Source organism: Pseudomonas syringae group sp. J248-6, from assembly GCF_032586995.1.
GTDB classification, from domain to species: domain Bacteria; phylum Pseudomonadota; class Gammaproteobacteria; order Pseudomonadales; family Pseudomonadaceae; genus Aquipseudomonas; species Aquipseudomonas amygdali.
In genome coordinates, this window is record NZ_JAWHOP010000001.1 from 481,564 (window position 1) to 507,231 (window position 25,668).

20 protein-coding genes, 1 pseudogene and 2 riboswitches are annotated in these 25,668 nt (G+C 59.8%); of the genes and pseudogenes, 12 read left to right on the forward strand and 9 right to left on the reverse strand.

Annotation, left to right across the window (positions count from 1 at the left end):
• Positions 1-12 precede the first annotated feature (12 nt).
• The 3 genes from RYC17_RS01615 to cobW are packed head-to-tail and all read right to left on the reverse strand — an operon-like array spanning position 13 to position 5,874.
• Entirely contained in the window at positions 13-1,041 is a 1,029-nt protein-coding gene (locus RYC17_RS01615) for an ATP-binding protein (RefSeq protein WP_316902339.1), read from the reverse strand.
• Complete coding sequence (gene cobN / locus RYC17_RS01620) at positions 1,041-4,805, reverse strand: cobaltochelatase subunit CobN (protein ID WP_316902341.1); 3,765 nt, start codon at positions 4,803-4,805, stop codon at positions 1,041-1,043. Before cobN ends, RYC17_RS01615 begins: the two co-directional genes overlap by 1 nt.
• A 4-nt stretch (positions 4,806-4,809) precedes the next feature.
• Positions 4,810-5,874 (reverse strand): cobalamin biosynthesis protein CobW, encoded by a 1,065-nt coding sequence (cobW, locus tag RYC17_RS01625; protein WP_122260060.1) that lies wholly within the window; start codon positions 5,872-5,874, stop codon positions 4,810-4,812.
• Between the two features lie 114 nt (positions 5,875-5,988).
• A riboswitch (cobalamin riboswitch) is annotated at positions 5,989-6,212 on the reverse strand.
• Between the two features lie 58 nt (positions 6,213-6,270).
• Positions 6,271-6,485, forward strand: a riboswitch (cobalamin riboswitch).
• A 95-nt stretch (positions 6,486-6,580) separates the two neighbouring features.
• Between cobW and RYC17_RS01630 the strand changes: the two genes are divergently transcribed.
• Genes RYC17_RS01630 through cobM form a run of 4 tightly spaced genes read left to right on the forward strand, consistent with a single transcriptional unit; the run spans position 6,581 to position 8,693 of the window.
• On the forward strand, positions 6,581-6,766 hold the full coding sequence (locus RYC17_RS01630) for a CbtB domain-containing protein (RefSeq protein WP_122260047.1): 186 nt from the start codon (positions 6,581-6,583) through the stop codon (positions 6,764-6,766).
• 10 nt (positions 6,767-6,776) lie between these two features.
• Complete coding sequence (locus tag RYC17_RS01635; RefSeq protein ID WP_316902342.1) at positions 6,777-7,484, forward strand: CbtA family protein; 708 nt, start codon at positions 6,777-6,779, stop codon at positions 7,482-7,484.
• Positions 7,462-7,911: a cobalamin biosynthesis protein gene (locus tag RYC17_RS01640; protein ID WP_058402258.1), complete on the forward strand. Its 450-nt coding sequence runs from the start codon at positions 7,462-7,464 to the stop codon at positions 7,909-7,911. The genes RYC17_RS01635 and RYC17_RS01640 overlap by 23 nt, the downstream gene beginning before the upstream one ends.
• A gap of 32 nt (positions 7,912-7,943) precedes the next feature.
• Entirely contained in the window at positions 7,944-8,693 is a 750-nt protein-coding gene (cobM, locus tag RYC17_RS01645) for a precorrin-4 C(11)-methyltransferase (RefSeq protein ID WP_219169249.1), read from the forward strand.
• Between the two features lie 71 nt (positions 8,694-8,764).
• On the opposite strand, the gene RYC17_RS01650 is transcribed toward cobM, so the two are convergent.
• Entirely contained in the window at positions 8,765-12,247 is a 3,483-nt protein-coding gene (locus RYC17_RS01650) for an indolepyruvate ferredoxin oxidoreductase family protein (protein WP_122280821.1), read from the reverse strand.
• A 172-nt stretch (positions 12,248-12,419) separates the two neighbouring features.
• Between RYC17_RS01650 and RYC17_RS01655 the strand changes: the two genes are divergently transcribed.
• From RYC17_RS01655 to RYC17_RS01665, 3 genes are all read left to right on the forward strand, one after another.
• Positions 12,420-12,887, forward strand: coding sequence for an Lrp/AsnC family transcriptional regulator (locus RYC17_RS01655; RefSeq protein ID WP_002553253.1), 468 nt, complete (start codon positions 12,420-12,422; stop codon positions 12,885-12,887).
• 493 nt (positions 12,888-13,380) lie between these two features.
• A complete protein-coding gene (locus tag RYC17_RS01660) occupies positions 13,381-13,914 on the forward strand; it encodes a DUF4880 domain-containing protein (RefSeq protein ID WP_058402255.1) in 534 nt (177 codons plus the stop codon).
• A gap of 100 nt (positions 13,915-14,014) precedes the next feature.
• Positions 14,015-15,151: a M14-type cytosolic carboxypeptidase gene (locus tag RYC17_RS01665; protein ID WP_122280822.1), complete on the forward strand. Its 1,137-nt coding sequence runs from the start codon at positions 14,015-14,017 to the stop codon at positions 15,149-15,151.
• Between the two features lie 34 nt (positions 15,152-15,185).
• Here RYC17_RS01665 and RYC17_RS01670 read toward each other — a convergent pair whose 3' ends face one another.
• On the reverse strand, positions 15,186-16,415 hold the full coding sequence (locus RYC17_RS01670) for an MFS transporter (RefSeq protein WP_316902346.1): 1,230 nt from the start codon (positions 16,413-16,415) through the stop codon (positions 15,186-15,188).
• A gap of 106 nt (positions 16,416-16,521) precedes the next feature.
• Here RYC17_RS01670 and RYC17_RS01675 point away from each other — a divergent pair, with 106 nt between their 5' ends.
• Both RYC17_RS01675 and RYC17_RS01680 read left to right on the forward strand, forming a co-directional pair.
• On the forward strand, positions 16,522-17,067 hold the full coding sequence (locus tag RYC17_RS01675; RefSeq protein WP_002553247.1) for a TetR/AcrR family transcriptional regulator: 546 nt from the start codon (positions 16,522-16,524) through the stop codon (positions 17,065-17,067).
• Between the two features lie 79 nt (positions 17,068-17,146).
• Positions 17,147-18,451: a leucine-rich repeat-containing protein kinase family protein gene (locus tag RYC17_RS01680; RefSeq protein WP_122280824.1), complete on the forward strand. Its 1,305-nt coding sequence runs from the start codon at positions 17,147-17,149 to the stop codon at positions 18,449-18,451.
• A gap of 20 nt (positions 18,452-18,471) precedes the next feature.
• Here RYC17_RS01680 and RYC17_RS01685 read toward each other — a convergent pair whose 3' ends face one another.
• Positions 18,472-19,176, reverse strand: coding sequence for a YebC/PmpR family DNA-binding transcriptional regulator (locus tag RYC17_RS01685; protein WP_122259478.1), 705 nt, complete (start codon positions 19,174-19,176; stop codon positions 18,472-18,474).
• Between the two features lie 325 nt (positions 19,177-19,501).
• On the opposite strand from RYC17_RS01685, the gene RYC17_RS01690 reads away from it, so the two are divergent.
• Complete coding sequence (locus RYC17_RS01690) at positions 19,502-21,142, forward strand: type VI secretion system Vgr family protein (protein WP_316902348.1); 1,641 nt, start codon at positions 19,502-19,504, stop codon at positions 21,140-21,142.
• Here RYC17_RS01690 and RYC17_RS01695 read toward each other — a convergent pair.
• Both RYC17_RS01695 and RYC17_RS01700 read right to left on the reverse strand, forming a co-directional pair.
• On the reverse strand, positions 21,082-21,855 hold the full coding sequence (locus RYC17_RS01695; RefSeq protein ID WP_044319972.1) for an enoyl-CoA hydratase: 774 nt from the start codon (positions 21,853-21,855) through the stop codon (positions 21,082-21,084). The two genes, RYC17_RS01690 and RYC17_RS01695, sit on opposite strands and share 61 nt — an antisense overlap.
• 90 nt (positions 21,856-21,945) lie before the next feature.
• Positions 21,946-23,154 (reverse strand): acetyl-CoA C-acyltransferase, encoded by a 1,209-nt coding sequence (locus RYC17_RS01700; protein ID WP_316902350.1) that lies wholly within the window; start codon positions 23,152-23,154, stop codon positions 21,946-21,948.
• Between the two features lie 174 nt (positions 23,155-23,328).
• On the opposite strand from RYC17_RS01700, the gene RYC17_RS01705 reads away from it, so the two are divergent.
• Both RYC17_RS01705 and RYC17_RS01710 read left to right on the forward strand, forming a co-directional pair.
• Positions 23,329-23,808 carry an LEA type 2 family protein gene (locus RYC17_RS01705; protein ID WP_002553242.1) on the forward strand — a complete coding sequence of 160 codons (480 nt, stop codon included), beginning with the start codon at positions 23,329-23,331 and terminating at the stop codon, positions 23,806-23,808.
• A 184-nt stretch (positions 23,809-23,992) separates the two neighbouring features.
• On the forward strand, positions 23,993-24,817 hold the full coding sequence (locus tag RYC17_RS01710) for a glycoside hydrolase family protein (protein WP_404944499.1): 825 nt from the start codon (positions 23,993-23,995) through the stop codon (positions 24,815-24,817).
• A gap of 37 nt (positions 24,818-24,854) precedes the next feature.
• Here RYC17_RS01710 and RYC17_RS01715 read toward each other — a convergent pair.
• Positions 24,855-25,172: pseudogene (locus RYC17_RS01715) on the reverse strand (hypothetical protein); the annotation flags it as partial.
• Positions 25,173-25,668 lie beyond the last annotated feature (496 nt).

Genomic DNA, 25,668 nt, shown 5'->3' on the forward strand with positions numbered 1-25,668 from the left:
GAGGGCGGATGCCTAAGGCTTTTTTGGCCAGCTCGGCACTTCGCGGCGTGCGCCGGTAGTGACGGCCTGGGCGGGCAACTCGCCCCAGCTGCCCTGCCCGCTTTCAGGGTCGGCCTGCTTGCCGGACGATCCGGGCGGCGGCGCTTCCGGGTTTTGTGGCGGCGGGGCAGGCTCGCGCCGCCGATGACGCAAGGCAAACTCGGCGACCGCTTCGATGTCATGTTCTTCGATCCGGTCGGCACCACGCCATGCCGCATGGGCGCGCGCGGCGCGCAGCCAGACCAGATCGGCACGCATACCGTCGACCCCCGCAGCAAAGCAGCGCTCGGTGATCATTGCCAATGACTGGTCATCCAGCTCGATACCGGCAAGCAGTTGACGCGCCTGCTCACAACGATGCTTCAAAGCGTCCTGCTGCGCTTGCCATTGCTGGCAAAACATTACCGGATCGCTGTCGAAATCCAGACGGCGGCGGATGATCTGGCTGCGCTCGGCAGGCAGGGTCTGGCCACTCAATGCGACATTCAGGCCAAAGCGATCCAGCAACTGCGGGCGCAATTCGCCTTCTTCCGGGTTCATGGTGCCGATCAGTACGAAGCGCGCTGCATGGCGATGGGAAATACCATCCCGCTCGACCAGATTGACGCCGCTGGCCGCAACGTCCAGCAACAGGTCGACCAGATGGTCGGCGAGCAGATTGACCTCATCGACATACAGCACGCCACCGTCGGCCTTGGCCAGCACGCCCGGAGAGAAGCGCGAGCGGCCTTCGCTCAACGCAGCGTCCAGATCCAGTGTGCCGACCAGACGCTCTTCGGTAGCACCCAGCGGCAAGGTGACGAACTGACCGCTGGCCAGCACATCGGCCAGCCCGCGGGCCAGCGTCGATTTGGCCATGCCTCGAGGCCCTTCGATCAATACGCCACCGATGCGCGGGTCGATGGCGGTCAGGCACAACGCCAGCTTCAAGTCATCGGCACCGACCACAGCGGCCAGCGGAAAATGTGGAGTTTCGGTGATGTTCGGGTCAGGCAAGGTCATCAGTTCTCTTCTATGTCCAGGAGCAGGTCTTCCAGCGCCTGCTGATACTCGCCCGGCTCCTGCCAGAGGCCACGCTGCTGGGCTTCGAGCATGCGCTCGGTCATGTCGCGCAAGGCATCGGGATTGTGCTCGGCGAGAAAATCGCGAGTGGTCGGGTCAAGCAGATAGGCGTCGGCCAGCAGCGCGTACTGGTGATCATCGATCAGTTCGGTGGTCGCGTCGAAGGCAAACAGGAAATCCACGGTCGCGGCCATTTCGAACGCACCTTTGTACCCATGACGTCTGGCCCCGTCGATCCATTTCGGATTCGCTGCGCGCGAGCGTATCACCCGGTTCAGCTCTTCCTTCAGGGTGCGGATTTTCGGCAGGTCCGGCTGGCTGTGATCGCCATGGTAACTGGCGGTCTTCTGCCCGCTGAGGGTTTCCGAAGCCGCGAGCATGCCGCCTTGAAACTGGTAATAATCGTTTGAATCAAGCAGGTCGTGTTCGCGATTGTCCTGATTCTGCAGCACGGCCTGTACCTGAGACAGACGCTGGGCAAAGCGCTGACGCGCAGGCGTACCTTCATCGGCAGCGCCATAGGCGTAACCGCCCCAGTTCAGGTAAACCTCGGCAAGGTCCTCACGGCTCTGCCACAGACGGCCGTCGATCGCGCCCTGCACGCCAGCACCATAGGCACCGGGCTTGGCGCCGAAGATCCGCCAGCCCGCCTGACGTGCCGCTTCGTCTTCACTCAACCCTTCGGCGATAAAACCTTGTCGTTCTTCTCGCACCCTGGCCGCCAGCGGGTTCAGGTCGTCCGGCTCGTCCAGCGCAGCAACTGCCTGCACCGCAGCGTCGAACAGCTTGATAAGGTTGGCGAAGGCATCACGGAAAAAGCCCGACACCCGCAATGTCACGTCTACCCGCGGGCGGTCCAGCAGGCTGACCGGCAGAATCTCGAAATCATCGACCCGCTGGCTGCCCGTCGCCCAGACCGGACGTACGCCCATCAGCGCCATCGCCTGAGCGATATCGTCACCACCGGTGCGCATGGTCGCAGTGCCCCAGACCGACAGCCCCAACTGACGCAGATGGTCGCCATGGTCCTGAAGGTGCCTTTCCAGCAACAGGCTGGCAGACTGGAAACCGATACGCCACGCCGTGGTGGTCGGTAGGTTGCGGACATCCACGGTAAAAAAGTTACGACCGGTGGGCAGCACATCCAGACGCCCCCGACTCGGCGCGCCGCTGGGGCCTGCCGGAACGAAGCGGCCGCTCAGTGCATCGAGCATGCCCTGCATTTCGCCGGGGCCGCAGGCGTCCAGACGCGGCGCGACCACTTCACGCAGGCTGTCGAGGATCAGTGCCAGATCATCGTCGACCGGCAGGTCGTGCAGCGCTTCGCCCTGTGTCACGCGTTCGATGAGCGCAGCGGCGTAAAGCTCAAGCCGTTCACGCGCATCACCGGCAGTGCGCCACGGGTCACTGCTGACCGCCAGCAATGCAGCGGGACGCGCGCCGGTCCAGGTTTCGGCCAGTTCGCAGTCCAGCGGGTCGAAATCCAGACCGAACGCTTTGCTCAACGCTCGTAACAGACTCGACTGCGCGCCGCGCCCGTCGCCACGCGGGATGCGCAGCAGGGCCAGCAAGGTGTCGGTGCGCAGGCGGCCTTGCGGTGACTGACCGAAGATGTGCAGGCCATCGCGGATCTGTGACTCCTTCAGATCACACAGGTAAGTGTCCAGACGCGGCAGCCAGAGCGCCGCATCGGCGTCGCTGTCGAGGTTTTCGCTCAGGGCCAGCTCGCGGTCGATATGGGTTTCACGGACCAGTTCAAGAATGTCCCGTTGCAACTCGCGCGCGCGGCGCGGATCAAGCAGTTGCGCCTCATAGAACTCGTCGGCGAGCAGTTCCAGATTGCGCAGTGGGCCATAGGTTTCCGCACGGGTCAGGGGCGGCATCAAGTGATCGATGATCACCGCCTGGGTGCGTCGCTTGGCCTGTGCGCCCTCGCCCGGATCGTTGACGATGAATGGATAGATGTTCGGCATGGCACCCAGTACAGCGTCCGGCCAGCAGGTTCGGGAAAGGCCGACGCCCTTGCCCGGCAGCCACTCAAGGTTGCCGTGCTTGCCGACATGCACCACGGCATGCGCGCCGTACGCCTTGCGCAGCCAGAAGTAAAACGCCAGATAACCGTGGGGCGGAACCAGATCCGGGTCGTGGTACACCGCGCTGGGGTCTACCTGGTAGCCACGCGCAGGCTGAATGCCAACAAAGGTCAGGCCAAAGCGCAGACCGGCAATCATCATCCTGCCACTGCGAAACATCGGATCGCCGTCCGGCGCGCCCCAACGGGCATTCACGGCATCACGGTTTTCCTGCGGCAGCTCGTTGAACGCCGCCAGGTATTCCTCCAGTGCCATGCTTTGCTGGCAGGGCCGCAGGTCAATGCTGTCCAGATCATTGGTCACACCACCCAGCAGTTGCTGGATAAGCTCGGTGCCGCTGTCCGGCAATTGTGCCAGCGGATAACCCTCGGCCTGCATGGCGCGCAGGATGTTCAGCGCCGCAGCAGGCGTGTCGAGCCCCACACCATTGCCGATCCGCCCGTCGCGGGTCGGATAGTTGGCCAGGATCAACGCCACGCGCTTCTCGGCGTTGGGCAGCCGCGCCAGTTCGATCCAGCGCCGCGCCAGTTGCGCGACAAAATCCATCCTGTCCGGCTGGGCGCGGTAACACACCACGTCCGACTGGCTGCGCTCGCTGCGCCAGGCCAGGTCCTTGAAACTGATTGGCCGACTGATGATTCGCCCGTCCAGCTCCGGCAAGGCAATGTGCATCGCCAGATCGCGCGCACCAAGGCCCTGCTCGCTGGCCTGCCAGGCAGGTTCGTTGTCCTGCGCGCAGATCGCCTGAATGACCGGCACGTTGCGCCGAAACGGGCGCAGATGCGGCGCTTCCGGGCTCGACTGGGCAAAGCCGGTGGTGTTGAGGATCAGCTCGGTTTCAGCCTCGTCCAGCCAGTCCTCCACCTGAGTGAAACAGCCGGGCTCCTTCAGGCTGGCCACGGCTATGGGCAACGGGTTGATGCCCTGCGCCTGCAAGCGCGCACAGAACTCGTCGATAAAACCGGTATTGGCGGCCTGCAAGTGCGAACGATAGAACAGCAGCGCCACGACGGGCTGCCCTGCAACCCAGTCGGCTTGCCAATCGGTGAGCTGCGCACTTGCCAATCGAGGGTGGTAAATGGCTGTGCGTGGCAACGGTTGGGGCTCGGTCCAGGAATAGTCCCGGTCCAGCCAGCGACTGGCCATGCAACTATACATTTCCAGCGCATTCTGCAAGCCGCCCTGACGCAGAAACTGCCATAGCCGGTCGCGTTCTGCGGCAGGCACTGTGCTCAGGTCGCTCAGTTCAGGATCAGGGCGGTCATCACCCGGCACCAGAATGACCTGAACCCCGCGTGCCGCCAGCTCCATCAGCCGCTCGACGCCGTAACGCCAGTAACCGATGCCACCGTGCAGGGAAATCAGAATGACTTTGGCGTGGCGCAGCACCTCATCGACGTACAAGTCGACCGAAGCGTGATTCTGTACCTGCATCGGGTTGGCCAGACGCAGGCTCGGGTAGTCGTCAGGGAGCTGCCTGGCGGCTTCGGCCAGCAGCGCCAGGCTGGAGTCTCCGCTACAGAGAATCACCAGCTCGGCCGGGGTCTGGCCCAGATCGGCAATGCTGTCGTCGGGTACGAAACCGCCGGGCTGGGTTCTCAGTAAATGCATGGGGTCAGCCGACAACTGCAGCGTTGAGCTGCGCTTGCAGGGCCACGGCATCCAGCTCCTGACCAATCAGCACCAGATGCGTGGCACGCTCTTCGTCGGCGCGCCACGCGCGGTCGAAGTGCTTGTCAAAACGCGTACCCACACCCTGGATCAGCAGGCGCATCGGCTTGCCGGGAATGGCCGCGAAGCCTTTCACGCGCAGAATGCCGTGCTGCACGACCAGTTGATTCAGTGCGTCTAGCAGCACCTTTTCATCGGCCTGAGGCAATTTCAGGGAAATAGAATCGAAAGCATCGTGATCGTGGTCATCATGATCGTCATCGTCGTGATGATCATGATGGGTCTTGCGACCATCGATGTGCAGCTCGGACTCGGCGCCAACACCCAGCAGCACGCTGATGGGCAGACGACCGCTGCTGGCTTCAATCACCTTGACGGCTGGCGGCAGTTCTTCGGCAACTTCGGCACGCACCGCTGCCAGACCTTCGGCGTCGATCATGTCGGCCTTGTTGAGGATCACCAGATCGGCGCTGGCCAGTTGATCAGCGAACAGCTCGTGCAGAGGCGATTCATGGTCCAGATTCGGGTCGAGTTTGCGCTGCGCATCGACCTGATCGGGGAACGCAGCAAACGTACCGGCCAGTACCGCCGGGCTGTCGACGACAGTGATCACCGCATCGACTGTGCAGGCGTTGCGAATTTCCGGCCACTGAAAAGCCTGAACCAGCGGCTTGGGCAATGCCAGCCCGGAGGTTTCGATCAGGATGTGGTCCAGATCGCCTCGGCGTGCGACCAGCTCGCGCATGACCGGGAAGAATTCTTCCTGCACCGTGCAGCACAGGCAGCCGTTGGCCAACTCATATACCCGGCCGTTGGCCTCTTCTTCGGTGCAACCGATGGTGCACTGCTTGAGGATTTCTCCGTCGATGCCCAGCTCACCGAATTCATTGACGATGACCGCGATGCGCCGCCCTTCGGCGTTGTCGAGCATGTGCCGCAACAGGGTGGTTTTGCCCGAGCCGAGGAAGCCGGTGACGATGGTGACGGGAAGCTTGGCCAGTGTTTTCATCAGGTGCCCTTTGGCAATGCGGCGGGCAAACAGGACGAGAACCGCGTGCCTGGCACACGGATCGGATCGCCACCGGATCACCCCGCCCGGTTGTAGTGAGAATTCGCAGGCTTTTTGGTCAGCCCGGTTCGAGGCAGGTCTCCTGGCTCACGGCGGCATGGGGCAGGCAATGAAGACCGCTCCGACACGCATTCATCGCGCCTTCCCGCCGCAGCAGTGGCTGTGCAATGAACCTCACCGTTTACAGTTGCGGGGGCAGCTGCGGCGTGTACCGCATTCCCGTCTTAGCTCCATGTGTAACGCTTTACGCATGGAGAACCTCGAACCGGCAAGGCTACGCAGTGACCGAAGACAGGTCAATCGTTCAGATTGACGATCCCCCGCCGCCCATGCTCTCCTGTACGCCTTGTTTCGGGTGCCCCTCACAGGGTGAAACGGGAAACCGGTGCGCTCACGCTGTCGAGCAAGTCCGGTGCTGCCCCCGCAACGGTAAGCGAGAGAAGGTCTGATCCACTGTGCCACGGCATGGGAAGGTGACCTTGCAGGCCTTGAACGTACGACGTTTGAGCCCCTCGCGAGCCCGGAGACCGGCCCGACATCGTTGCAATGACAAACCCGCGGTGGGCGGGCGCAGTTGAAACCTCTGGCGTCTGCCGGCAGGTTCCTTCGCGCGTGGCCCGCTTGCCAATCATCAAGAGGGATCGCCATGTCGACCATCAGCAGCAGCCACGCCGCCGCCACCAGCTCCACCCGCACTCAACGCCTGACAGCCGCCATCAGCGCTGCGCTGCTGGGTGCCTGTCTGGTGTACTTCGCCGGTTTCTCGCACATCGCGGCCGTACACAACGCCGCACACGATACCCGTCACAGCGCTGCCTTTCCTTGCCATTAAGGACTCCACAATGTTCAAGCGAATCGCACAAACTGCCGGGTTCACGGGCCTGCTTGCGGCCCTGCTGCTGACCGTGCTGCAAAGCTTCTGGGTGGTGCCACTGATCCAGCAGGCCGAAACCTACGAGAACGCAACTGCCGAACAGGTCCATGAGCATGCCGACGGCGCTGCTGCCGAGCACAGTCATGCGCATGACCAAGCGGCCTGGGAACCTGAAAACGGCTGGCAACGTGTGCTGTCCACCACGGGCAGCAATCTGGTGGTCGCGGTAGGCTTCGCCCTGATGCTTGCCGGGCTTTACACCCTGCGCGCGCCGGGTCGCACAGTGCAAGGCGTATGGTGGGGGCTGGCCGGTTTCGCGGTTTTTGTGCTGGCACCCACGCTTGGCCTGCCACCTGAATTGCCAGGCACCGCTGCCGCTGAACTGAGTCAGCGTCAGGCCTGGTGGATAGGTACGGCCGCATCGACTGCCGCCGGGCTGGCCTTGCTGGTATTTGGTCAGAACTGGCTGCTCAAAGTGCTGGGCGTGGCGATTCTGGTCGTTCCTCACGTGATCGGCGCACCACAGCCGCTGGTCCATCAGAGCATGGCACCCGAAGCTCTGGAATCGCAATTCATGCTTGCCTCGCTATTGACCAACGCGCTGTTCTGGATCGCGATGGGGCTGATCAGTGCCTGGCTGTTCCGCAGAAACGATGCCGACCTGCATCAGGCCTGATTCACCGACCGTTCAGCCCGGCTCGTCACTGGTGGCCGGGCTGGGCTGTCGCCGCGGTTGCTCTGCAGCGACGTTGCGCGAGCTGATCGAGAACAGCCTTCGCGTAATCGACCTGGAGATTGCCAGCGTCACTGCGCTGGCATGTATTGATCTGAAAGACCAGGAACCGGGCCTGCTTGAACTGGCCGGGCAACTGGCAGTGCCGCTGGTGTTCTTCAACGCAGCGCAACTGGTCGCGTGGGAGCTGCACCTCACCCATCGTTCTGCGCAGGTCTTCCAGACCACCGGCTGTCACGGTGTCGCCGAAGGTTCGGCACTGGCGCTGGCCGCGCAACTGGGAGACGGCACCGCCACCCTGCTGATCGAACGGCAGAAAAGCGCCCACGCCACATTTGCCTTGGCAATCAGCCCTGCACACAGCGGATAATCTCCCCGCGCTCATCCACTCCGGAGAATTCATTGACTGTCTATTTCATCGGTGCCGGCCCTGGTGATCCCGAGCTGATCACCGTCAAGGGGCAACGCCTGATTCGCACATGCCCAGTCATTATCTATGCAGGCTCACTGGTGCCGCTTGCCGTGCTGGAGGGTCATCAGGCCGTGCAGGTGACCAACAGCGCCGAGCTGCATCTGGAGCAGATCATTGAACTGATAAAGGCCGCGCATGCGCAAGGCCAGGACGTTGCTCGCGTGCATTCCGGCGACCCGAGCCTGTATGGCGCCATCGGCGAGCAGATCCGCCATCTGCGGGAACTGAATATTCCATTCGAAATCATTCCCGGCGTCACCGCGACCGCTGCCTGCGCTGCGCTGCTGGGCGTCGAGCTGACCCTGCCGGATGTTTCGCAAAGCGTGATTCTGACTCGCTATGCCGACAAGACCTCAATGCCCAGCGGCGAGGAGCTGGCCAGTCTGGCCAGCCACCGGGCAACCATGGCGATTCATCTGGGGGTGAACAACCTGCAGCGGATTGTCGACGAGCTCGTTCCACATTACGGAGCCGATTGCCCGGTTGCCGTGGTGCACCGTGCCAGTTGGCCAGATCAGGACTGGGCAGTTGGCACACTGGCGGATATTCAAGACAAAGTGCAGGCCAAAGGCTTTCGCCGCACGGCATTGATTCTGGTCGGACGTGTGCTTGCCGACGACACCTTCAGGGAGTCCTCGCTGTACCGCGCCGGGCATGCACACCTGTTCAGACCGAGCTGATATTGGCGAAGGCGATACTCCGGGCGCAGAACACAGCGGATCTGCCCCGGTCGCTGCGAAGCATCTCCCCGTCAGGCAGCCGCCTCATACAACTTCGGCGCAACCACTTCGCCACTTTCCAGACCCTTGCGCAGAATGTCGGCCTGCAATGCAGCCGCTTTCATGGCGCTCTCCTTGATATAGCCATAGCCACGAATTCGCTCCGGCAGACGTGCCAGGTTCAAGGCGGTATGGCGGTTCTGTGCTTGCAGGTGCTGAAGAATCAGCTCGATGTCACGCACGTAACCGTCAATCAGATCCCTCTCCTGTTTGCGCTCAAGGCTGTGACCGAACGGATCGAGCGCTGTGCCACGGAGGAATTTGAATTTTGCCAGTACGTTGAACGCGCGCAGCATCCAGGGGCCGAAACTGCGTTTGCGCGGCAGGCCGTTGTGCGGATCGCGTTTTGCCAGCCATGACGGTGCCAAGTGGAATTCCAGTCGATAATCGCCTTCAAACTGCGCTTCCAACTGACGGGTGAACTCGCCGTTGCTGTACAGCCGCGCTACTTCGTACTCGTCCTTATAGGCCAGCAATTTGAAGTAGTTGAACGCAACCGCCTCAGAGAGCATCGGCTGCTGACCGGGGAACACCCGTGATTCGGTATCGCGCACACGTTGCACCAGCTCCACATAGCGCTTGGCATAGGCGCCGTTCTGATACGCCTTCAAGGTTTCGACATTGCTCTGAATACGCTGATCCAGGTCCATTGGCTGCGGCTCGCTGACCTTCTGCTGCGGATTGACGAAGGCTTCGACCGCCGCAGGATCATGGGCGGTACGACGGCCCCAGAGAAACGCCTGCTGGTTGAGATTGACTGCCACCCCGTTGAGTTCGATCGCCTTTTCGATGGCCGCCGAGGTCAGCGGAATCAGGCCTAGCTGAAACGCGTAACCGAGCATGAACAGGTTACTGGCGATGCTGTCACCCATCAGCCGGGTGGCCAGCGATGTGGCTTCGACAAAGTGGGTTTTCGCAGCGCCGACCGCCTCGATGATGGTCTGCTTCATGGCCTCGGCCGGAAACACCGCATCCGGGTTGCGCGTGAACTCGGCGGTCGGCGTTTGCTGGCTGTTGACCACTGCGTGGGAAATCTTGCTGTCGAGCTTGGCGATTGCATCCGGACCGGCAGCCACCAGTAAGTCACAGCCGAGCAGCAGATGCGCCTCGCCGGCTGCGATACGCACCGCGAACAAGTCCTGCTGGCGCGCTGCAATACGGATATGGCTGACCACCGGGCCGAACTTCTGTGCCAAACCGGCCTGATCCAGCACGCTGCAACCCTTGCCTTCCAGATTAGCGGCATAACCCAGCATTGCACCGACGGTGGTCACGCCTGTGCCGCCAACCCCCGGCAACAGAATATTGAACGGCCGCTCCAGCGACGGCAGTACTGGTTCGGGCAAGCGAGCGAACGCCTCGACCTGCGTGGGCAATGCAGGCTTGCGCAGCTTGCCGCCATGCACGGTGACGAAGCTTGGGCAGAAACCTTCGACGCAGCTGAAATCCTTGTTGCAGGCGCTCTGATCGATTTCGCGCTTGCGGCCCTGCGCCGTTTCCTTGGGCAGCACGGACAGGCAACCGGATTTGACCCCGCAGTCGCCGCAGCCCTCACATACGGCCGGGTTGATCAACGCACGCTTTTCCAGATCAGGCATGGTGCCGCGTTTGCGACGGCGACGCTTTTCAGTCGCACAGGTCTGGTCGTAGATGATCACCGACACTCCTTTGAACTCACGCAGCTCGCGCTGCACGCTGTCCAGATCACGCCGATGATGAAAGGTAGTAATCGGCGCGAAATCCTGTCGACTCGGGTACTTGTCCGGCTCGTCGGAGACCAGCGCAATACGCTGCACGCCCTCGTTGAACACCTGGCGGCTCAGTTGATCGACGCGCAGTACTCCGTCGATTGGCTGGCCACCGGTCATGGCAACGGCATCGTTGTAGAGGATCTTGTAGGTGATATTGACCTTGGAGGCCACGGCTGCACGCAGCGCCAGATGCCCGGAATGAAAGTAAGTACCGTCGCCCAGATTCTGGAAGACGTGAGGTGTTTCGGTGAACGGTGCCTGACCGATCCAGGTCACGCCCTCGCCGCCCATCTGGGTGAAGGTATCGGTTTCCCGATCCATCCAGATGGTCATGTAATGGCAACCGATCCCGGCCAGGGCGCGACTGCCTTCCGGCACACGCGTCGACGTGTTGTGCGGGCAGCCGGAACAGAAATGCGGGGTGCGCTGGGTGTTGAACAGCGGTGCCTGAAGCGCCTGTTCCTTGTCGCTGAGAAACTGCAGACGTGCCTCGATCTGCGGGCTGCTGTAGAACGGCGCAAGACGCTTGGCGATGACCCTGGCGATCATCGCCGGGGTCAGCTCGCTGAGGTTTGGCAGCAGTGAGCGGCCCTGTTCATCGAACTCACCGACCACCACCGGGCGGCGGTCCACGGGCCAGTTGTAGAGCTGCCCGGTCAGTTGATCTTCGATGACACTGCGTTTTTCCTCGACCACCAGAATTTCGTCCAGCCCTTCGGCAAAGTCGTGCACCGACACCGGCTCCAGCGGCCAGCTCATGCCGACCTTGAGCACGCGAATCCCGACCCGGTCGCACAGCTCCTGATCGATACCCAGCTCTTCAAGTGCCTGACGCACATCCAGATAGGACTTGCCGGTAGTAATGATGCCCAGCCTGGGCTGTGCTGAATCGATAACCACCTTGTTAAGCTGATTGGCGCGGGCGAAGGCCCTGGCCGCATAGATCTTGTAGGTGTTGAGCCGCGCTTCCTGGGCCAGCGGCGGGTCCGGCCAGCGGATGTGCAAACCGCCTTCCGGCAGTGCGAAATCTTCCGGAATGCGCGTTTTGACCCGCAACGGGTCAACCTCGACCACGGCCGAAGAATCCACGTTTTCGGCAATGGTCTTCATCGCCACCCAGCAACCGCTGTAACGCGACAATTCCCAGCCGATGATGCCGTAGTCGAGAATTTCCTGAACGTTGCTGGGGTTGAGTACCGGAATCATCGAAGCAATAAAAGCATGTTCGCTCTGATGGGCAATGGTCGATGATTTGCAGCCGTGGTCATCGCCCGCAAGAATCAGCACACCGCCATTGGCTGCAACGCCTGCCGAGTTGCCGTGCTTGAAGACATCCCCGCAACGGTCCACGCCCGGGCCTTTGCCGTACCAGAGGGCAAACACGCCATCGTATTTACCGTGGGGGAACAGGTTGACCTGCTGACTGCCCCAGACGGCCGTAGCCGCCAGTTCTTCGTTGATGCCCGGCTGAAAATGGATGGCGTTTTGTTGCAGGTAGTCCTTGGCGTCCCAAAGGCTTTTGTCCAGATTGCCCAACGGCGAGCCGCGGTAGCCGGAAATAAAACCGGCGGTATTCAGGCCCTGCGCTTCATCACGTTGTTTTTGCAGCATCGGCAGGCGAGTCAGGGCCTGTGTGCCGGTCAGGTACAGATTACCGGTGGCAAGCCGGTATTTATCATCCAGACGAATATCAGCCAGAGACATGCGGATACCTCTCTTGTTCTTATAAGTCAGGTCATTTGCACCGGGACGGTCCTGCCCGGCAGCCTTGCAACTAGACTGCCAGCAGCAAAGAGGCTTTTTCTTTCTAAATGCGTGCAAATCTGCTGATATTGAGCATGCTTTTTTCGACCAGAACAAAAAACAAGGTCAATTCATGCAGCCTAAATTGAGCCCCATCGATCGCAAGATTCTTCGTCTTCTGCAACATGACGCCAGCCTGTCTGCGGCAGAAATCGCCGAACGGGTCGAGTTATCGCAATCGCCCTGCTGGCGGCGCATTCACCGGCTTCAGGAAGACGGAGTGATAGAACGCACTGTCGCCCTGCTCAGCACTCAGAAGCTCGGCCTGAGCATGACCGTGTTCGTCGAGGTCAAGCTGTCGGGCCATGGCCGGCGCTATCTGGCCGAATTCGAAGAGGCAATCATCGGCCACCCGGAGGTGCTGGAGTGCTACACCATGGCCGGAGGGATGGATTTCATGCTCAAGGTGGTTGCTCAGGACATCGCCAGCTATGAGCGCTTCCTGCGCGATCATTTGCTGCAGTTACCGCACGTACATGAGGCCCATTCGAACATTGCCATGAGCACGGTTAAACGCACCACGGAGTTGCCGCTGGACTAGAGGGTGTCGGGTGGGAACGAAAAAGAAAAATCCGCCGAGCAGGCGCTGGCGGATTATCTGGGTCGATGAGGGCAATAAAAACATTTGACTTGCAAATGATAATGATTATTATTGCATCAGCGGGTCGCGAGATCCGCTGGATAACCTGGAAGTCTTAGGTCGGCTTCCTGATTATCTCCTCATCAGGCTAATCACGGTTTTTGACCCGGCTTTTTGCCGGGTCTTTTTTTGGTTCTTTCTTTTGGTTTCGCTGCTTCAGGCTAATGAAGTCTGGGTGCTGCGCAGGTGTGTAGCAATGCCGCAGATCATAGCAAAGCAACCCTGATACGGGTCATGTTTTTGCAGCGAAAATGCCCGAATAAGGCATATAAAAAGTAAATGCTGCAACTTTTCACTTGAGAATGATTCTCGTATTCACTAGTCTACCCTTGTCACGGACGATGCCTGTCATTGCAAGGAACAATCCCCATGGAAGATCAGCGAGCGATACATCATGAGTAATCAGCTCCCTTCTTTGCTGCACCTCCCCGCCCGCCTGCCTGAGCCGCAAGCCACGCCGCAGGTCATCGAACTCGGCCACCGGCTGGGCAAGCTTTCGCGCCGTACCCGGCAAATATTCCTGCTCAGCCGGCTTGATGGTCTGGCGTATGCCGACATCGCTCGCTTCATGGATGTCGATATCGCCCGGGTAGAGCGCGCGATGCTTCGCGCACTGGGCAAGGCGTATCTTCAGAGCACCGATGACAGCCGTGCCATTCAGGATCAGGCCAGCCGCTGGTACGTGCACTTGCAGAGCCCTGCTGCAACGGCCAGCGAACGCATCGAATTTCGCCACTGGCTGGACGCCGATGCCGCACACCTTTCAGCATTCCAGAACAGCGAGCGCATGTGGCGCCAGTTGCAGGCCCCCGCCTTGTTGCTCGGAGCGTCCGGCTGGCATCGGCGCAAGCGTCGTGCCTATCTGGTGTGGTGCCTGCTGACGGCATTCATCTGCAGCCTGATGGTCACCGCCGAGGCTATTTCCTGACACGGGATGACCGTTGCGATGAAGTTTACGTCGCAAGGTGCCCGGTTGATCGGTGTACAGTAGCTGCCTGAAAAGGCATCTACGTACGCAGGCACCCATCTTGACCCTCACGATCAGTTCAGATTTCGACAGCGGCAATATTCAGGTTCTCAACTCCAGCGACCCGGCGCATATAAGCCTGGCGATCCGGCCAGACACGCAAAGTGCGCATTTCCAGTGGTTTCATTTCAAGACAGAAGGCCTGAACGTCGGCCAGACCTATGGTTTCAGCCTGACCAATGCCAGCGAGTCCACCTTCAACAGTGCCTGGACCGGCTACCACGCCGTGGCGTCCTACGACCATGAGAACTGGTTTCGGGTAGCGTCTGATTTCGACGGCAAGGCACTGAACTTCAGCCTTGCGCCTGATCAACCGCAGGTCTGGTTTGCGTACTTCGAACCCTACAGCCGTGAACGCCATGACTGGCTGATCGGGCAGGCCCAGCAAAAGGCCGGCGCACACTTGCTGGCTGTCGGCAAAAGTGTCGAAGGTCGTGATATTCAGTTGCTGCGCAAAGGTGACGGCGCCGAAGGCAAGCGCAAGATCTGGATGATTGCCCAGCAGCATCCCGGCGAGCACATGGCTGAATGGTTCATGGAAGGCGTGATCGAACGCCTTCAGCAAAAAGACGACGCAGTGCTGCAGCAATTACTCGCCAATGCGGACCTGTATCTGGTGCCCAACGTCAACCCGGACGGCGCCTTTCATGGCCACTTGCGTACCAATGCCAACGGCAAGGATCTCAACCGCGCTTGGCAGGACAGCACTGAAGAACAAAGCCCGGAAGTCTTCTTCATCAAGCAGCAGATGGAAAAATACGGCGTGGACATGTTCCTCGATGTGCATGGTGACGAGGAAATCCCGTACGTATTCACCGCCGCGTGTGAGGGCAACCCGGGGTATACCGCGCATCAACGCCAGCTTGAAGAGCGCTTCCGCAGCCGTCTGTGCGAGGTCAGCGAGAACTTCCAGACGGTCTACGGCTACCCGCGCAGCGCGCCCGGCCAGGCCAATATGAACCTGGCGGCAAATGCAGTGGGCGAACGCTATAAATGCCTGGCGCTGACGCTGGAGATGCCGTTCAAGGACCACGATAACGCGCCGGACACGGTGACAGGCTGGTCGGGCAAACGCTCCGCGCAACTGGCCGGGGATGTATTGACCGTACTGGCCGAGATGGTTAACGACCTGCGCTGAGGGCTCCTGCCTGTCGGCGAACCGAAATGCCCACTCAAACGTGGGCATTTTTGTTTTTGCTGGCCGTACGGCGCACGATCAAACTCGCCAAGGCGATCAATGCCAGCGTGATCACCACTGCTCCGTAGACATTGCTGGTCATCACCAGCCCTGCCGAGTGGGCAAAGAACCCGGCAACCAGTGCAGGTATGCAGAAGGCCAGGTAGCTAAGCACCAGAAAGGCCGACATCAGCCCTCCCCGCTCATGGGCATGCGCGGTTGGCATGAGCATCCGCAGTGCACCGAGAAAACTTGATCCGAAACCGATGCCCGCCACCACCGCACCGACGAAGAACAGCCACAACATGCCCAGGTTCACCGCCAGCAGAATGACCGCCACACCGAGCGGCAAAAAGCTTGCACCTACCCACAAGCCCAACACCGGCTCGCGCTGACGCAAGCTCAGAATTGCCAGTGCGCCGCTGAGCGTCAGCGCCGCAACCGCCAGGCCACCGTTGAGTGGCGAGTTCGAGCCAGTCGCCGCTGCCAGCAAGGATGGGCTCAGCGACAGAAAAAAGCCGCCCAGTGCCCAGGCTGCTATATCCACCGGCAGTACCAGCCATAACATGCGCCGCGACTGCTGCGGAACGTGCAGCGATGGCTTGAGGGATTGCCAGACGCCTGGCTGGCGGCTGACGGTTTCTTCCACTCGGCCAAGGTAAATCGCTTGCGCCACAAAGGCGGCCAACAGGAAGCAGTAACCCAGCACCAGTGGTAACGGCGCGAACTGCACCAGCAGTGCCGTGCCCAGCGCCCCCACCGCCATGCCGAGCATGGGCGAGATGCTGTTGATCAGCGGCCCTTTGACTGAATCGCTGTCCAGCAAGGCAGCCCCCAATGCACTGGCAGCAAGTCCTGTAGCAAACCCCTGCAACAGACGCGCGGCCATCAGCCAGCTAACATCGCTGGCAAAAATGAACAGCAACATCGAAACGATTTGCAGCAGCAAGGCACCGAAAATCACCGGACGCCGCCCCAGGTAATCAGACAACGAGCCACCGATCAGCAAGGCGGCCAGCAGGCTGAATGCATACACTGCAAAAATCAGGGTGAGCACGCCGGACGAGAAGCCCCATGCCTCCTGATACAGATGATAAAGCGGCGTGGGTGTGCTGGACGCAGCAAAGAAGCACAGTGTGGTGAAGGCCAGAAACCCGAGATGGCTTCGCGCCCGGCTATCAGACTTGAGGTCTGATAGCGTCGAACCTTGTGAAGGAAGGGACATGAATACGCTCTCCGCCAATGCAACCTGTTAAAGCCATAAATTAGCTTTTGTGGAGTGTGCGACGCAGGAGCGCTTAAAGCAAATACTTTGTGTTAAGGTCCGCCGTATGGCTATCAAAGAAGCAGTACGCACCGGAGGCCGCAGCGCCCGAGTGCAGGAATCCATTCATCGCGCGGTCCGCGACTTGTTGCTGGAGCATGATCGTTCGGCGCTCAGCGTGCCAATGATCGCGCTCCGGGCGGGCGTTACGCCGTCGACCATTTATCGCCGCTGGGGTGACTTGACCACCTTGCTGGCAGACGCCGCCATTGAACATCTGCGCCCTGATGCGCCAATAGATCAAGGCAGTCTGCACCAGGACCTGCTGACCTGGAGCGAAATGTATCTCGACGAAATGTCTTCGACCCCAGGTCGCGCCCTGATGCGTGATGTGGTTGCCAGCACCTCTGGCTGTGTCGGCAGGTGCGCGGCAATGGTCCGTGAGCAATTGCAGGTCATGATTGACCGTGCGACTGCTCGCGGCGAAGCCTCGCCAACCGCCGACGACCTGATTGATGCCATTGTTGCGCCGATGATCTACCGGATTCTTTACTCCGAATCGGCCCCCACGCCCGAACGCGTGCGTCAATGGGTGGAGCGCTGCCTGAGCTGAGGCAACGCTTGCAGCAGTCAGTGGCTGAAACACCCGTTATGATGCGCGCCTTGTACGATATCCATGACCGAGCCTATTCATGCACACCCTCGCAGATCTACGCGCCGGCAAGCTGGCAGGTATCAAACGGCTTGACCTTTCCTGCGGCCTGAGCGAATTCCCGGTCGAGGTATTCGACCTGGCGGACACCCTGGAAGTATTGAACCTCAGCGGCAACTCGTTGACTTCGCTGCCTGACGACCTGTGCCGCCTTACCCGGCTGCGCGTGCTGTTCGCTTCAGACAACGCCTTCACGCACCTGCCGGAAAGCATCGGCCAATGCCAGCAGCTGCAGATTGTCGGCCTCAAGGCCAATCGCATTGAGCAGGTCAGCGCCGCAGCACTGCCGCCGCGCCTGCGCTGGCTGATACTGACCGATAACTGTATCGAGTACCTGCCTGATGAACTGGGCCGTCGCCCGGACCTGCAAAAGCTCATGCTCGCTGGCAACCGCTTGCGTACGTTGCCCGCGACCCTCGCTGATTGCCACAACCTGGAGCTGATCCGCATTGCGGCCAATCGCCTGACCGAGCTGCCGGACTGGCTGCTGAGCCTGCCTGCCCTGGCATGGCTTGCCTATGCCGACAATCCACTGTGCGCCGAGCACCGGCCCGAGCCGATCCGTCAGATCCCGTGGCATCAGTTGAGCATCGGTCAGCGCCTGGGCGAAGGCGCTTCCGGGATCATTCAGCAGGCGCTCTGGCAGGATGTAAACGATGAGCGAATGACGGCGGTCAAGCTGTACAAGGGCAATGTCACCAGCGATGGCTCACCGCTCAATGAAATGGCCGCCTGCATCGCCGCTGGCCGTCACGCCAACCTGATCGAGGTGCTCGGGCAAATCAGCGGGCATCCCGATCAACAGCGTGGCCTGGTCATGGAACTGATAGCGCCTAACTTCGGCAATCTTGCCGGGCCGCCGAGCCTGGAATCCTGTACCCGCGATGTCTATGCCCGCGAAACACGCTTTTCGCTGCCGGTGCTGTTACGTATTGCCGAAGGCATCGGGTCGGCCACTGCGCACCTGCATGCCAACGGCATCACGCATGGCGACCTTTATGGCCACAACATTCTTGTGCAAGAGGATGGCAACTGCCTGCTGAGCGACTTCGGCGCGGCGTCGTTTCACCCGTCAGCGGTACAGGGAAAGGCGCTGGAGCGCATCGAAACACGGGCATTCGGTATCTTGCTGGGAGAATTGCTGGAGCGCTGCGATGTAGATGAGCAGAACCAGAACGTCATCAAGGGGCTAAAGGCGCTTCAGGCGAGTTGCGTGCAGCCTGATTGCCAGCGACGACCGTCACTGGCGGAGATTCTTCTACAGATAAAAGCATGGAGCGCATAACGCGCTCCATTACACAGTGATCAGCCTGCAAGACCCACGTAAACGTTCTGCACGTCATCGTGATTGTCGATGGCTTCGAGAAACGCTTCGACTTCGGCCATCTGCTCCTCGGTCAGGCCGTCCACGGTGCTTTTCGGGCGATAACCCAATTGCGCCGACTGCACGGTGAAACCAAACTCAGGGAGCGCCTTGCAGACCGCATCCATGTCCGTGGATTCGGTGAGGAACAGCGTTGCGCCCTCTTCACCTGGCTCGAAATCCTGGGCACCGGCTTCGATTGCCGCCAGCTCTGAATCTGCGTCCGGTGAAGCCGGTACGGCCTCGATCATGCCCTGGTACAGAAAGTCCCACGATACCGAGCCCGCAGCACCCAACTGGCCCTTGCGGAACAGCACGCGAATTTCCGAGACCGTACGATTGATGTTATCGGTCAGGCACTCGACGATCACCGGCACGCGATGCGGCGCAAAGCCTTCGTAGGTCAGACGCTCGAAGTTGACGCTCTCACCCAGCAGGCCTGCGCCTTTCTTGATGGCACGCTCCAGGGTTTCGCGCGGCATCGAAGCCTTTTTGGCCTGTTCCACTACCAGCCGCAGACGCGAGTTCATGTCCGGGTCTGCGCCAGCCCGTGCGGCGATCATGATCTCCTTGGACAGCTTGCCAAACGTGCGTCCCTTGGCATTGGCTGCCGCTTCTTTATGCTTGACCTTCCACTGTGCGCCCATGTCTGCTCTCTTGATTCGCTAGGCACCTCGCCGCCTGCGTCTGCACGACTGACAGAACGCGGCGCTGGCAAGGCGCTGAAAAAGGGTCACCGGCAAATACCCTGTCCGGCGCGGCGCATTTTATACGCGATCACGGCAGATGAAACCCCCGCCGCGCACATTGCTCGAACGAACTCGCCAAGATGGCTGCCAATCGGGCCGACGGCAATCATCCGCTTTCCATCACTGCTTGTAGTCTTTTTCCGAAAAACCTTGCAGCAATGCTTTTAGGCCAAGGTATTCCGTAACCTGCGCACCCTGATTTTGAAGGTAGAGAGCCCCGCAGATGCGCAAGGACCTGCAAATGCCAATCATACTGGCGATTACCGACTGCCAGACGGATCTGCATGTCATCAGCTTCACCGGCCGTGACGCTCTCAATGAAGCGTATCGCTTCGACATCTGGCTGATCGGCGACCCTCTTCTGGATGTGCGCAGCCTGCTGCACCGAGAAGCGTTTTTGAGGTTCGGTGAGCTGCGCAGCGGCGTGCATGGCCAGATCTGCCATGCGGCCCGAATCCACAACGGGGCTCGCGTGAGCCTTTATCACCTGATCCTGATGCCCAGCCTTGGCAAGCTTGCAGCCCATCGGCACCGGCGCATCTATCAGGATATTGCGCCTCCTCAGTTGATCGCTCAGTTGCTTGAAACACACGGTATTGGCGCAAACGCTTACTGCTTCGAGCACATGAACGGTCTTTACCCGGCCAGACCGCTGCATATCCAGTACGACGAAAGCGATCTGCACCTGCTGCAACGCCTGTGCGAAGAAGAAGGCATTCATTTCCGTTTCGAACATCGTCAGAGCGGCCATCGGCTGGTGTTCTCGGATGACTCTGCAAGCTTTCCGGCACAGCCCGTACCCTTTCGCTTCAAGCCCCAGGAACAGTCAGGCGCATCGACCGGGACGCTCTTGCACATGGCAGAAGTACTGACGCTTCCAGACGTTTCGCGACAACCCGCCCCAGGCCTGAAGCAGACGCAGCCCCCCTCGTCAAAGCACGACGAGAACGCCACAACGCCCGCAGCCAATCATGCATTTCAACCGTCAGGCGTTCGCGGCCCAATCAGCCAGGAAGAGGCGCTGGGTCGCCAGCGCGGCATGCGCGAGCTGGAGCGCCTGCGCTGCGAACGGCGCGACGTCAGCGGGCGCAGCAACCGGTCTGGCTTGCGCAGTGGCGAAGTCATACAGGTGCTTGATCACCCGGAGCCATTGCTTAACGATCAATGGTTGCTGACCGAAGTGCTGCACGCAGGTCGGCAATTACAGGTGCTCAGAGGTGCAGTCGCCCATGATGCCCTGGCAATCCTGCGCATCCTCACCGACGAGCAGCGCACATCGCCCGCAGCCGCACAGCTATCAGGCAATGGCTATGGCAACCGTTTCAAAGCCATCCCCTGGGCGATGCCGTTTCGCCCCTCAGCCAGACATCCTCGACCGGCCGCCACAGGCGATCATATAGCCACGCTGCAAGACAACGACACGCACGCAAAGCAGCCCGGTTATCGACCGGTTCGTTTCGACTGGCAAGCACAACACCACGCAGACCGACCCAACCCGCGCTGGGCGATGGCGCTGGTCGCCTGCCGCGAGATTCATCAGTTGCTGCCTGGCTCACGCGTACTGGTCCGTTACCTGGACAATAATCCCGAGCGCCCGGTCATCTGCGCAGCCCTGTCACCAGCTGAACACGCGTCGCAAGAAAGTCTGTGGCACGGCGACCAGTCTGCAAAACCAGCCGATTGCATTCGACTTGCGAGCGGCGAGGACCTGCGCGTTACAACAGATAGCGAGTTGATTGTTCGCGGGCAGACGGCCGAGCTGCATATTGATGCGCAGCACATCCAGATTCTGGGTCGCGTAGATCAGCAGTCCTTGAAATCCGGCTGGCGCTTGTCGATAAACGCGTTCATGCCCTCCTTCTGATCGTGACTGGCGAAGGCTGCGTGAAACACCCGGCGCTCGAACCGGATGCCTTCGGCCAGACTGACCTCGAACGCGCGGTTGACGCTCTCCTTGACCATCATCGCCACCGGCAGGGACTTGCCGGCGATCACCGCCGCTACCGCGAGGGCTTCCGGCAGCAACTGTTCAAGTGGCACTACCCGCGCAACCAGCCCGGCACGTTCGGCTTCGTGAGCATCGATCAGGCGACCGGTCAGGCACATTTCCATGGCTTTGGCCTTGCCGACGGCGCGAGTCAGACGCTGCGTCCCGCCCATGCCCGGCAATACACCGAGATTGATCTCCGGCTGCCCGAATCTGGCGTTTTCAGCCGCCAGAATGAAATCGCACATCAACGCCAGCTCACAACCGCCACCCAACGCAAAACCGGCCACTGCCGCCACGATGGGTTTGCGACGCGCGGCCACCCGGTCACTTTCACGAAACAGGTCGTCAAGGTAGATCTGCGGGTAGGACAGGTCGACCATTTCCTTGATATCTGCACCGGCAGCAAAGGCTTTTTCCGAACCGGTCAGCACGATGCAGCCGATGGCACTGTCTGCTTCGAACTGGTCGAGTGCATGGTTCAGCTCGTCAATCAATTGAGCATTCAATGCATTCAGTGCCTTGGGACGGTTCAGCGTGATCACGCCAACCTTACCTATAATCTCACTTAGAATTGTCTCGTAAGACATTGATAAATATCCTTTTAAATTAATAACCACGCACAGCCATAAAATCTAGAATCTACATTTAAAAAACTCGTAAGTCTTTGAATAAATTACCTAATCAATGATTTCTATGGCGACAGCAGTGGCCTCTCCGCCACCGATACAAATAGCCGCCATCCCGCGCTTGAGCTGCCTGCGCTGCAGGGCCGCCAATAGCGTCACAATGATCCGCGCGCCCGAAGCGCCTATCGGATGCCCCAGCGCGCACGCCCCGCCGTTGACGTTGACCTTCTCGTGCGCAAGGCCCAGCTCACTCATCGCTACCAGCGGCACAACTGCAAACGCTTCGTTGATCTCGAACAGATCGACGTCGTCAAGCGCCCAGCCTGTCTTGCTCAGCAGACGCTGAATGGCACCTATCGGTGCGGTTGGAAACAGGCCCGGCTGGTCGGCAAATGCCGCGTGTGCGTAAAACACTGCCAAGGGCCGCAACCCTCGCCGCTGCGCTTCGGACTGACGCATCAACAGCAGTGCTGCGGCGCCATCGGAAATTGAGCTGGAGTTTGCTGCCGTAACCGTACCGCCCTCGCGAAAAGCGGGTTTGAGCGTCGGGATCTTGTCCGGACGCGCCTTGGGCGGTTGTTCATCGTGAATGATCTGCCTGGACTCTTTACCCACGGTGACCTGCACCGGAACGATTTCGGCGTCGAAATGACCGTCAGCAATGGCCTCCTGCGCGCGGGCCAGTGACGCCAGAGCGAAGGCATCCTGCGCCTCGCGACTGAAACCGTTCAACCCGGCACAGTCTTCGGCGAAGGTACCCATCAGCCGACCCGGTTCATAGGCATCCTCAAGGCCATCCAGAAACATATGGTCCAGCACCTTGCCGTGCCCCATGCGGTAGCCATTGCGCGCGCGGTCCAGCAGGTAAGGTGCATTGGACATGCTCTCCATCCCACCAGCCACTACCACCGCCGTGCTGTCTGCCATCAACAGGTCATGGGCCATGATTGCGGTCTGCATACCGGAACCGCACATCTTGTTGACCGTGCTGCACAGCGTCGCATTGCCTAGCCCGGCCCCCAGTGCAGCTTGTCGAGCGGGCGCTTGACCGAGGCCCGCCGGCAGCACACAACCAAACAGCACATGCTGCACGTCTGCACTTTCAATGCCTGCCCGCTCGACGGCTGCGCGGATGGCGATCGAACCCAGTTCTGTGGCACTTAGGCTCTGCAGATCACCCTGAAAACCGCCCATGGGCGTGCGCGCAACGCTGACAATGACCACTGGGTCTTGATGAAGAGGTGTCCTTTCGATGGACATGATTATCTCCAGTCTTGTTTTTATAGGAACGGTCGAATCATCAACCTGCGGCCTTGCGGACGCAATGGTTGAAACAGGCAGATTAGCGGGTATCCCGGCATTGCGCCCGACAGGACGAATCTCTCATGGCAGACGAGGTCTGAAGATGACTGAACCCGACGCTGGAGCACACGAATGTCGCTACGCCCGATCCGCGCCCTGCTCTCAGGCCTGCTTATCCTTGGTCTGAGCGCGTGTGCACTCATCCCCCATCGAGACCCGCTGACGATCAACGTCGTCGGTATCGAACCCGTCCCCGGGCAAGGACTTGAACTGCGCATGGCGGTCACATTGCGGGTGCAGAACCCGAACGAAACCGAGATCAACTACACCGGTGTGGCGTTGGATCTGGACGTGAACGGCAAGCTGCTCGCCTCTGGTGTGAGCAACCAGAAAGGCACCGTAGGACGCTTCTCCGAGGCAGTGCTGGTGGTGCCGGTCAGCGTGTCGGCGTTCGCCGCCTTGCGCCAGGCGCTGGGGCTCAGTCAGAGCCAGCGTCTGGACAATCTGCCCTATACGCTTCGCGGCAAACTGGCTGGCGGCCTGTTCGGCACGATGCGTTTCAGTGACAGCGGCACGCTGGATTTGCGCCAGGCCGAGGGAGATCCCTGGTAACAAGTGATTATGGGTGGCAATGCCTGTCCGGGTTCTGGCAGGGTAAACGGGAAGATACAGATGGCATGCTTTCTGCTGGCTGACTGCTGCGCATGCCCTGCGTCTCCCCACCCTCAAGGAAGATTTGCCAATGACTCCGCAGAACCCGTCAGCACGCTTTTTCCCGACCTTTCTGGCCCTTGTGATGCTGATGCTCAGCCTGTGCACGGCACCGACATGGGCTGCAGAAAAAAGCGCCAAGCGCGGCATTGCCTACGACGTCGCCCTGCCCGCCGACCTGAGTGCATTATCTTCGGGCGTGAGCTGGTGGTACAACTGGAGTCCCAGACCCCATGACCGGCTGGCATCGTACGATTATGCGTCGATGTACGGTGTGGATTTCATCCCGATGGTATGGAACGGCAACGTTGACGACGGTCAGTTGAAGCAATACCTGCTGGCCCATCCCGCCATCCGCTATTTGCTGGTGATCAATGAGCCGAATCTGCTCGACCAGGCCAACATGACGCCCGAAGCGGCGGCCAGCTTCTGGCCGAGGCTGGAACAGATCGCGGCTCAGACCGGCGTGAAACTGGTGGGGCCAGCGATGAACTGGGGAACCATGCCGGGCTACGGCGACCCGGTGGTGTGGCTCGATGCCTTCTACACAGCCTATAGATCAATGAATCAGAATCGGGACCCGCGCATCGATTACCTGGCTTTTCACTGGTACGACTATGGTTTACCGGGAATGCTCGATCGGCTGTCGAAGTACGGAAAACCCTTCTGGGTAACCGAGTTTGCCAATTGGCACGCCCTGGATGACGGTGCGCAGATTGATACGGTCGAAAAGCAGAAGCAGCAGATGGCCGAGATGGTCGCCACGCTTGAACAGCGCCCGGACGTGTTCAGGTACGCCTGGTTCACCGGCCGGATGAACCCGGACCCGCACTTTTCCAGCTTGCTGGACGCTGAGGGCAAGCTGACCGAACTGGGCCAGTACTATCTCTCGCTGCCGTATAGCGAGTGACACTGCGCTGATTGACTACAGGGTCTTCACAGCTGGCAAGCGAGGCTGCGCCGATCTCGGTCAGGCCGCTGATGATGTGCTGGGTATAAGGAAATGACTGATCGGGCTCCAGGACTCTTGCCGAGATCAGAAGCCCCTCCCTGACCAGCGTGTCGACCGCTCCAACACAAACGTGGATGGCCGGCGCACGAGCGTACGCGCGCACCAGCTCCCGGTAGATCTGACCAAACGTAAGTTTTTGAGGTTTGTTCGAGCACGATCGCTTGACGATGCTCAAGATCGCGAGGTCAACGCGTGGACATTCGTAACTCACCGCATTTGCCTTTAACGTAATGAAGCCTGACGCGCAAAACAGTGGACACCCGATACCGTTCTTCCCGACCTGCACAATACACGCTTAACCCTAAATAAAGCTGTTCACAAAGCGTCATTTCTTGCGCACTTCGCAGAACACTCTATTTATTGAAACGCATTAAAAAACAACCATTGAGCCCATCAATAGTTTATAGGAACGACCTGAACAGACTGTAAGTCGCTTATGTTTGACGCACGCAAAAGCGTTAGATTGCAAAGCTTACCAGATCACTAAACCTAACGACAGTTAGGTTTATTAAAAAGCAATTAAAACCTAAAAATCATGATATTTATAACCAATAAAACCAGTTTAAACGACAAAATAGCTATTTATCCCTATAAAAATCGTCAACCCACTTGCTTTTCCTCAAGAAAACTCTTATGAGGGCCAACTGACATCATTTAATAAAAACAGGGTTAGTAATACTTTATCCACCGGTGAACTTTTTACTGTCTCGCTGGACTTACTGTTCAGCCAAGCGATGTGTCATTGCGAC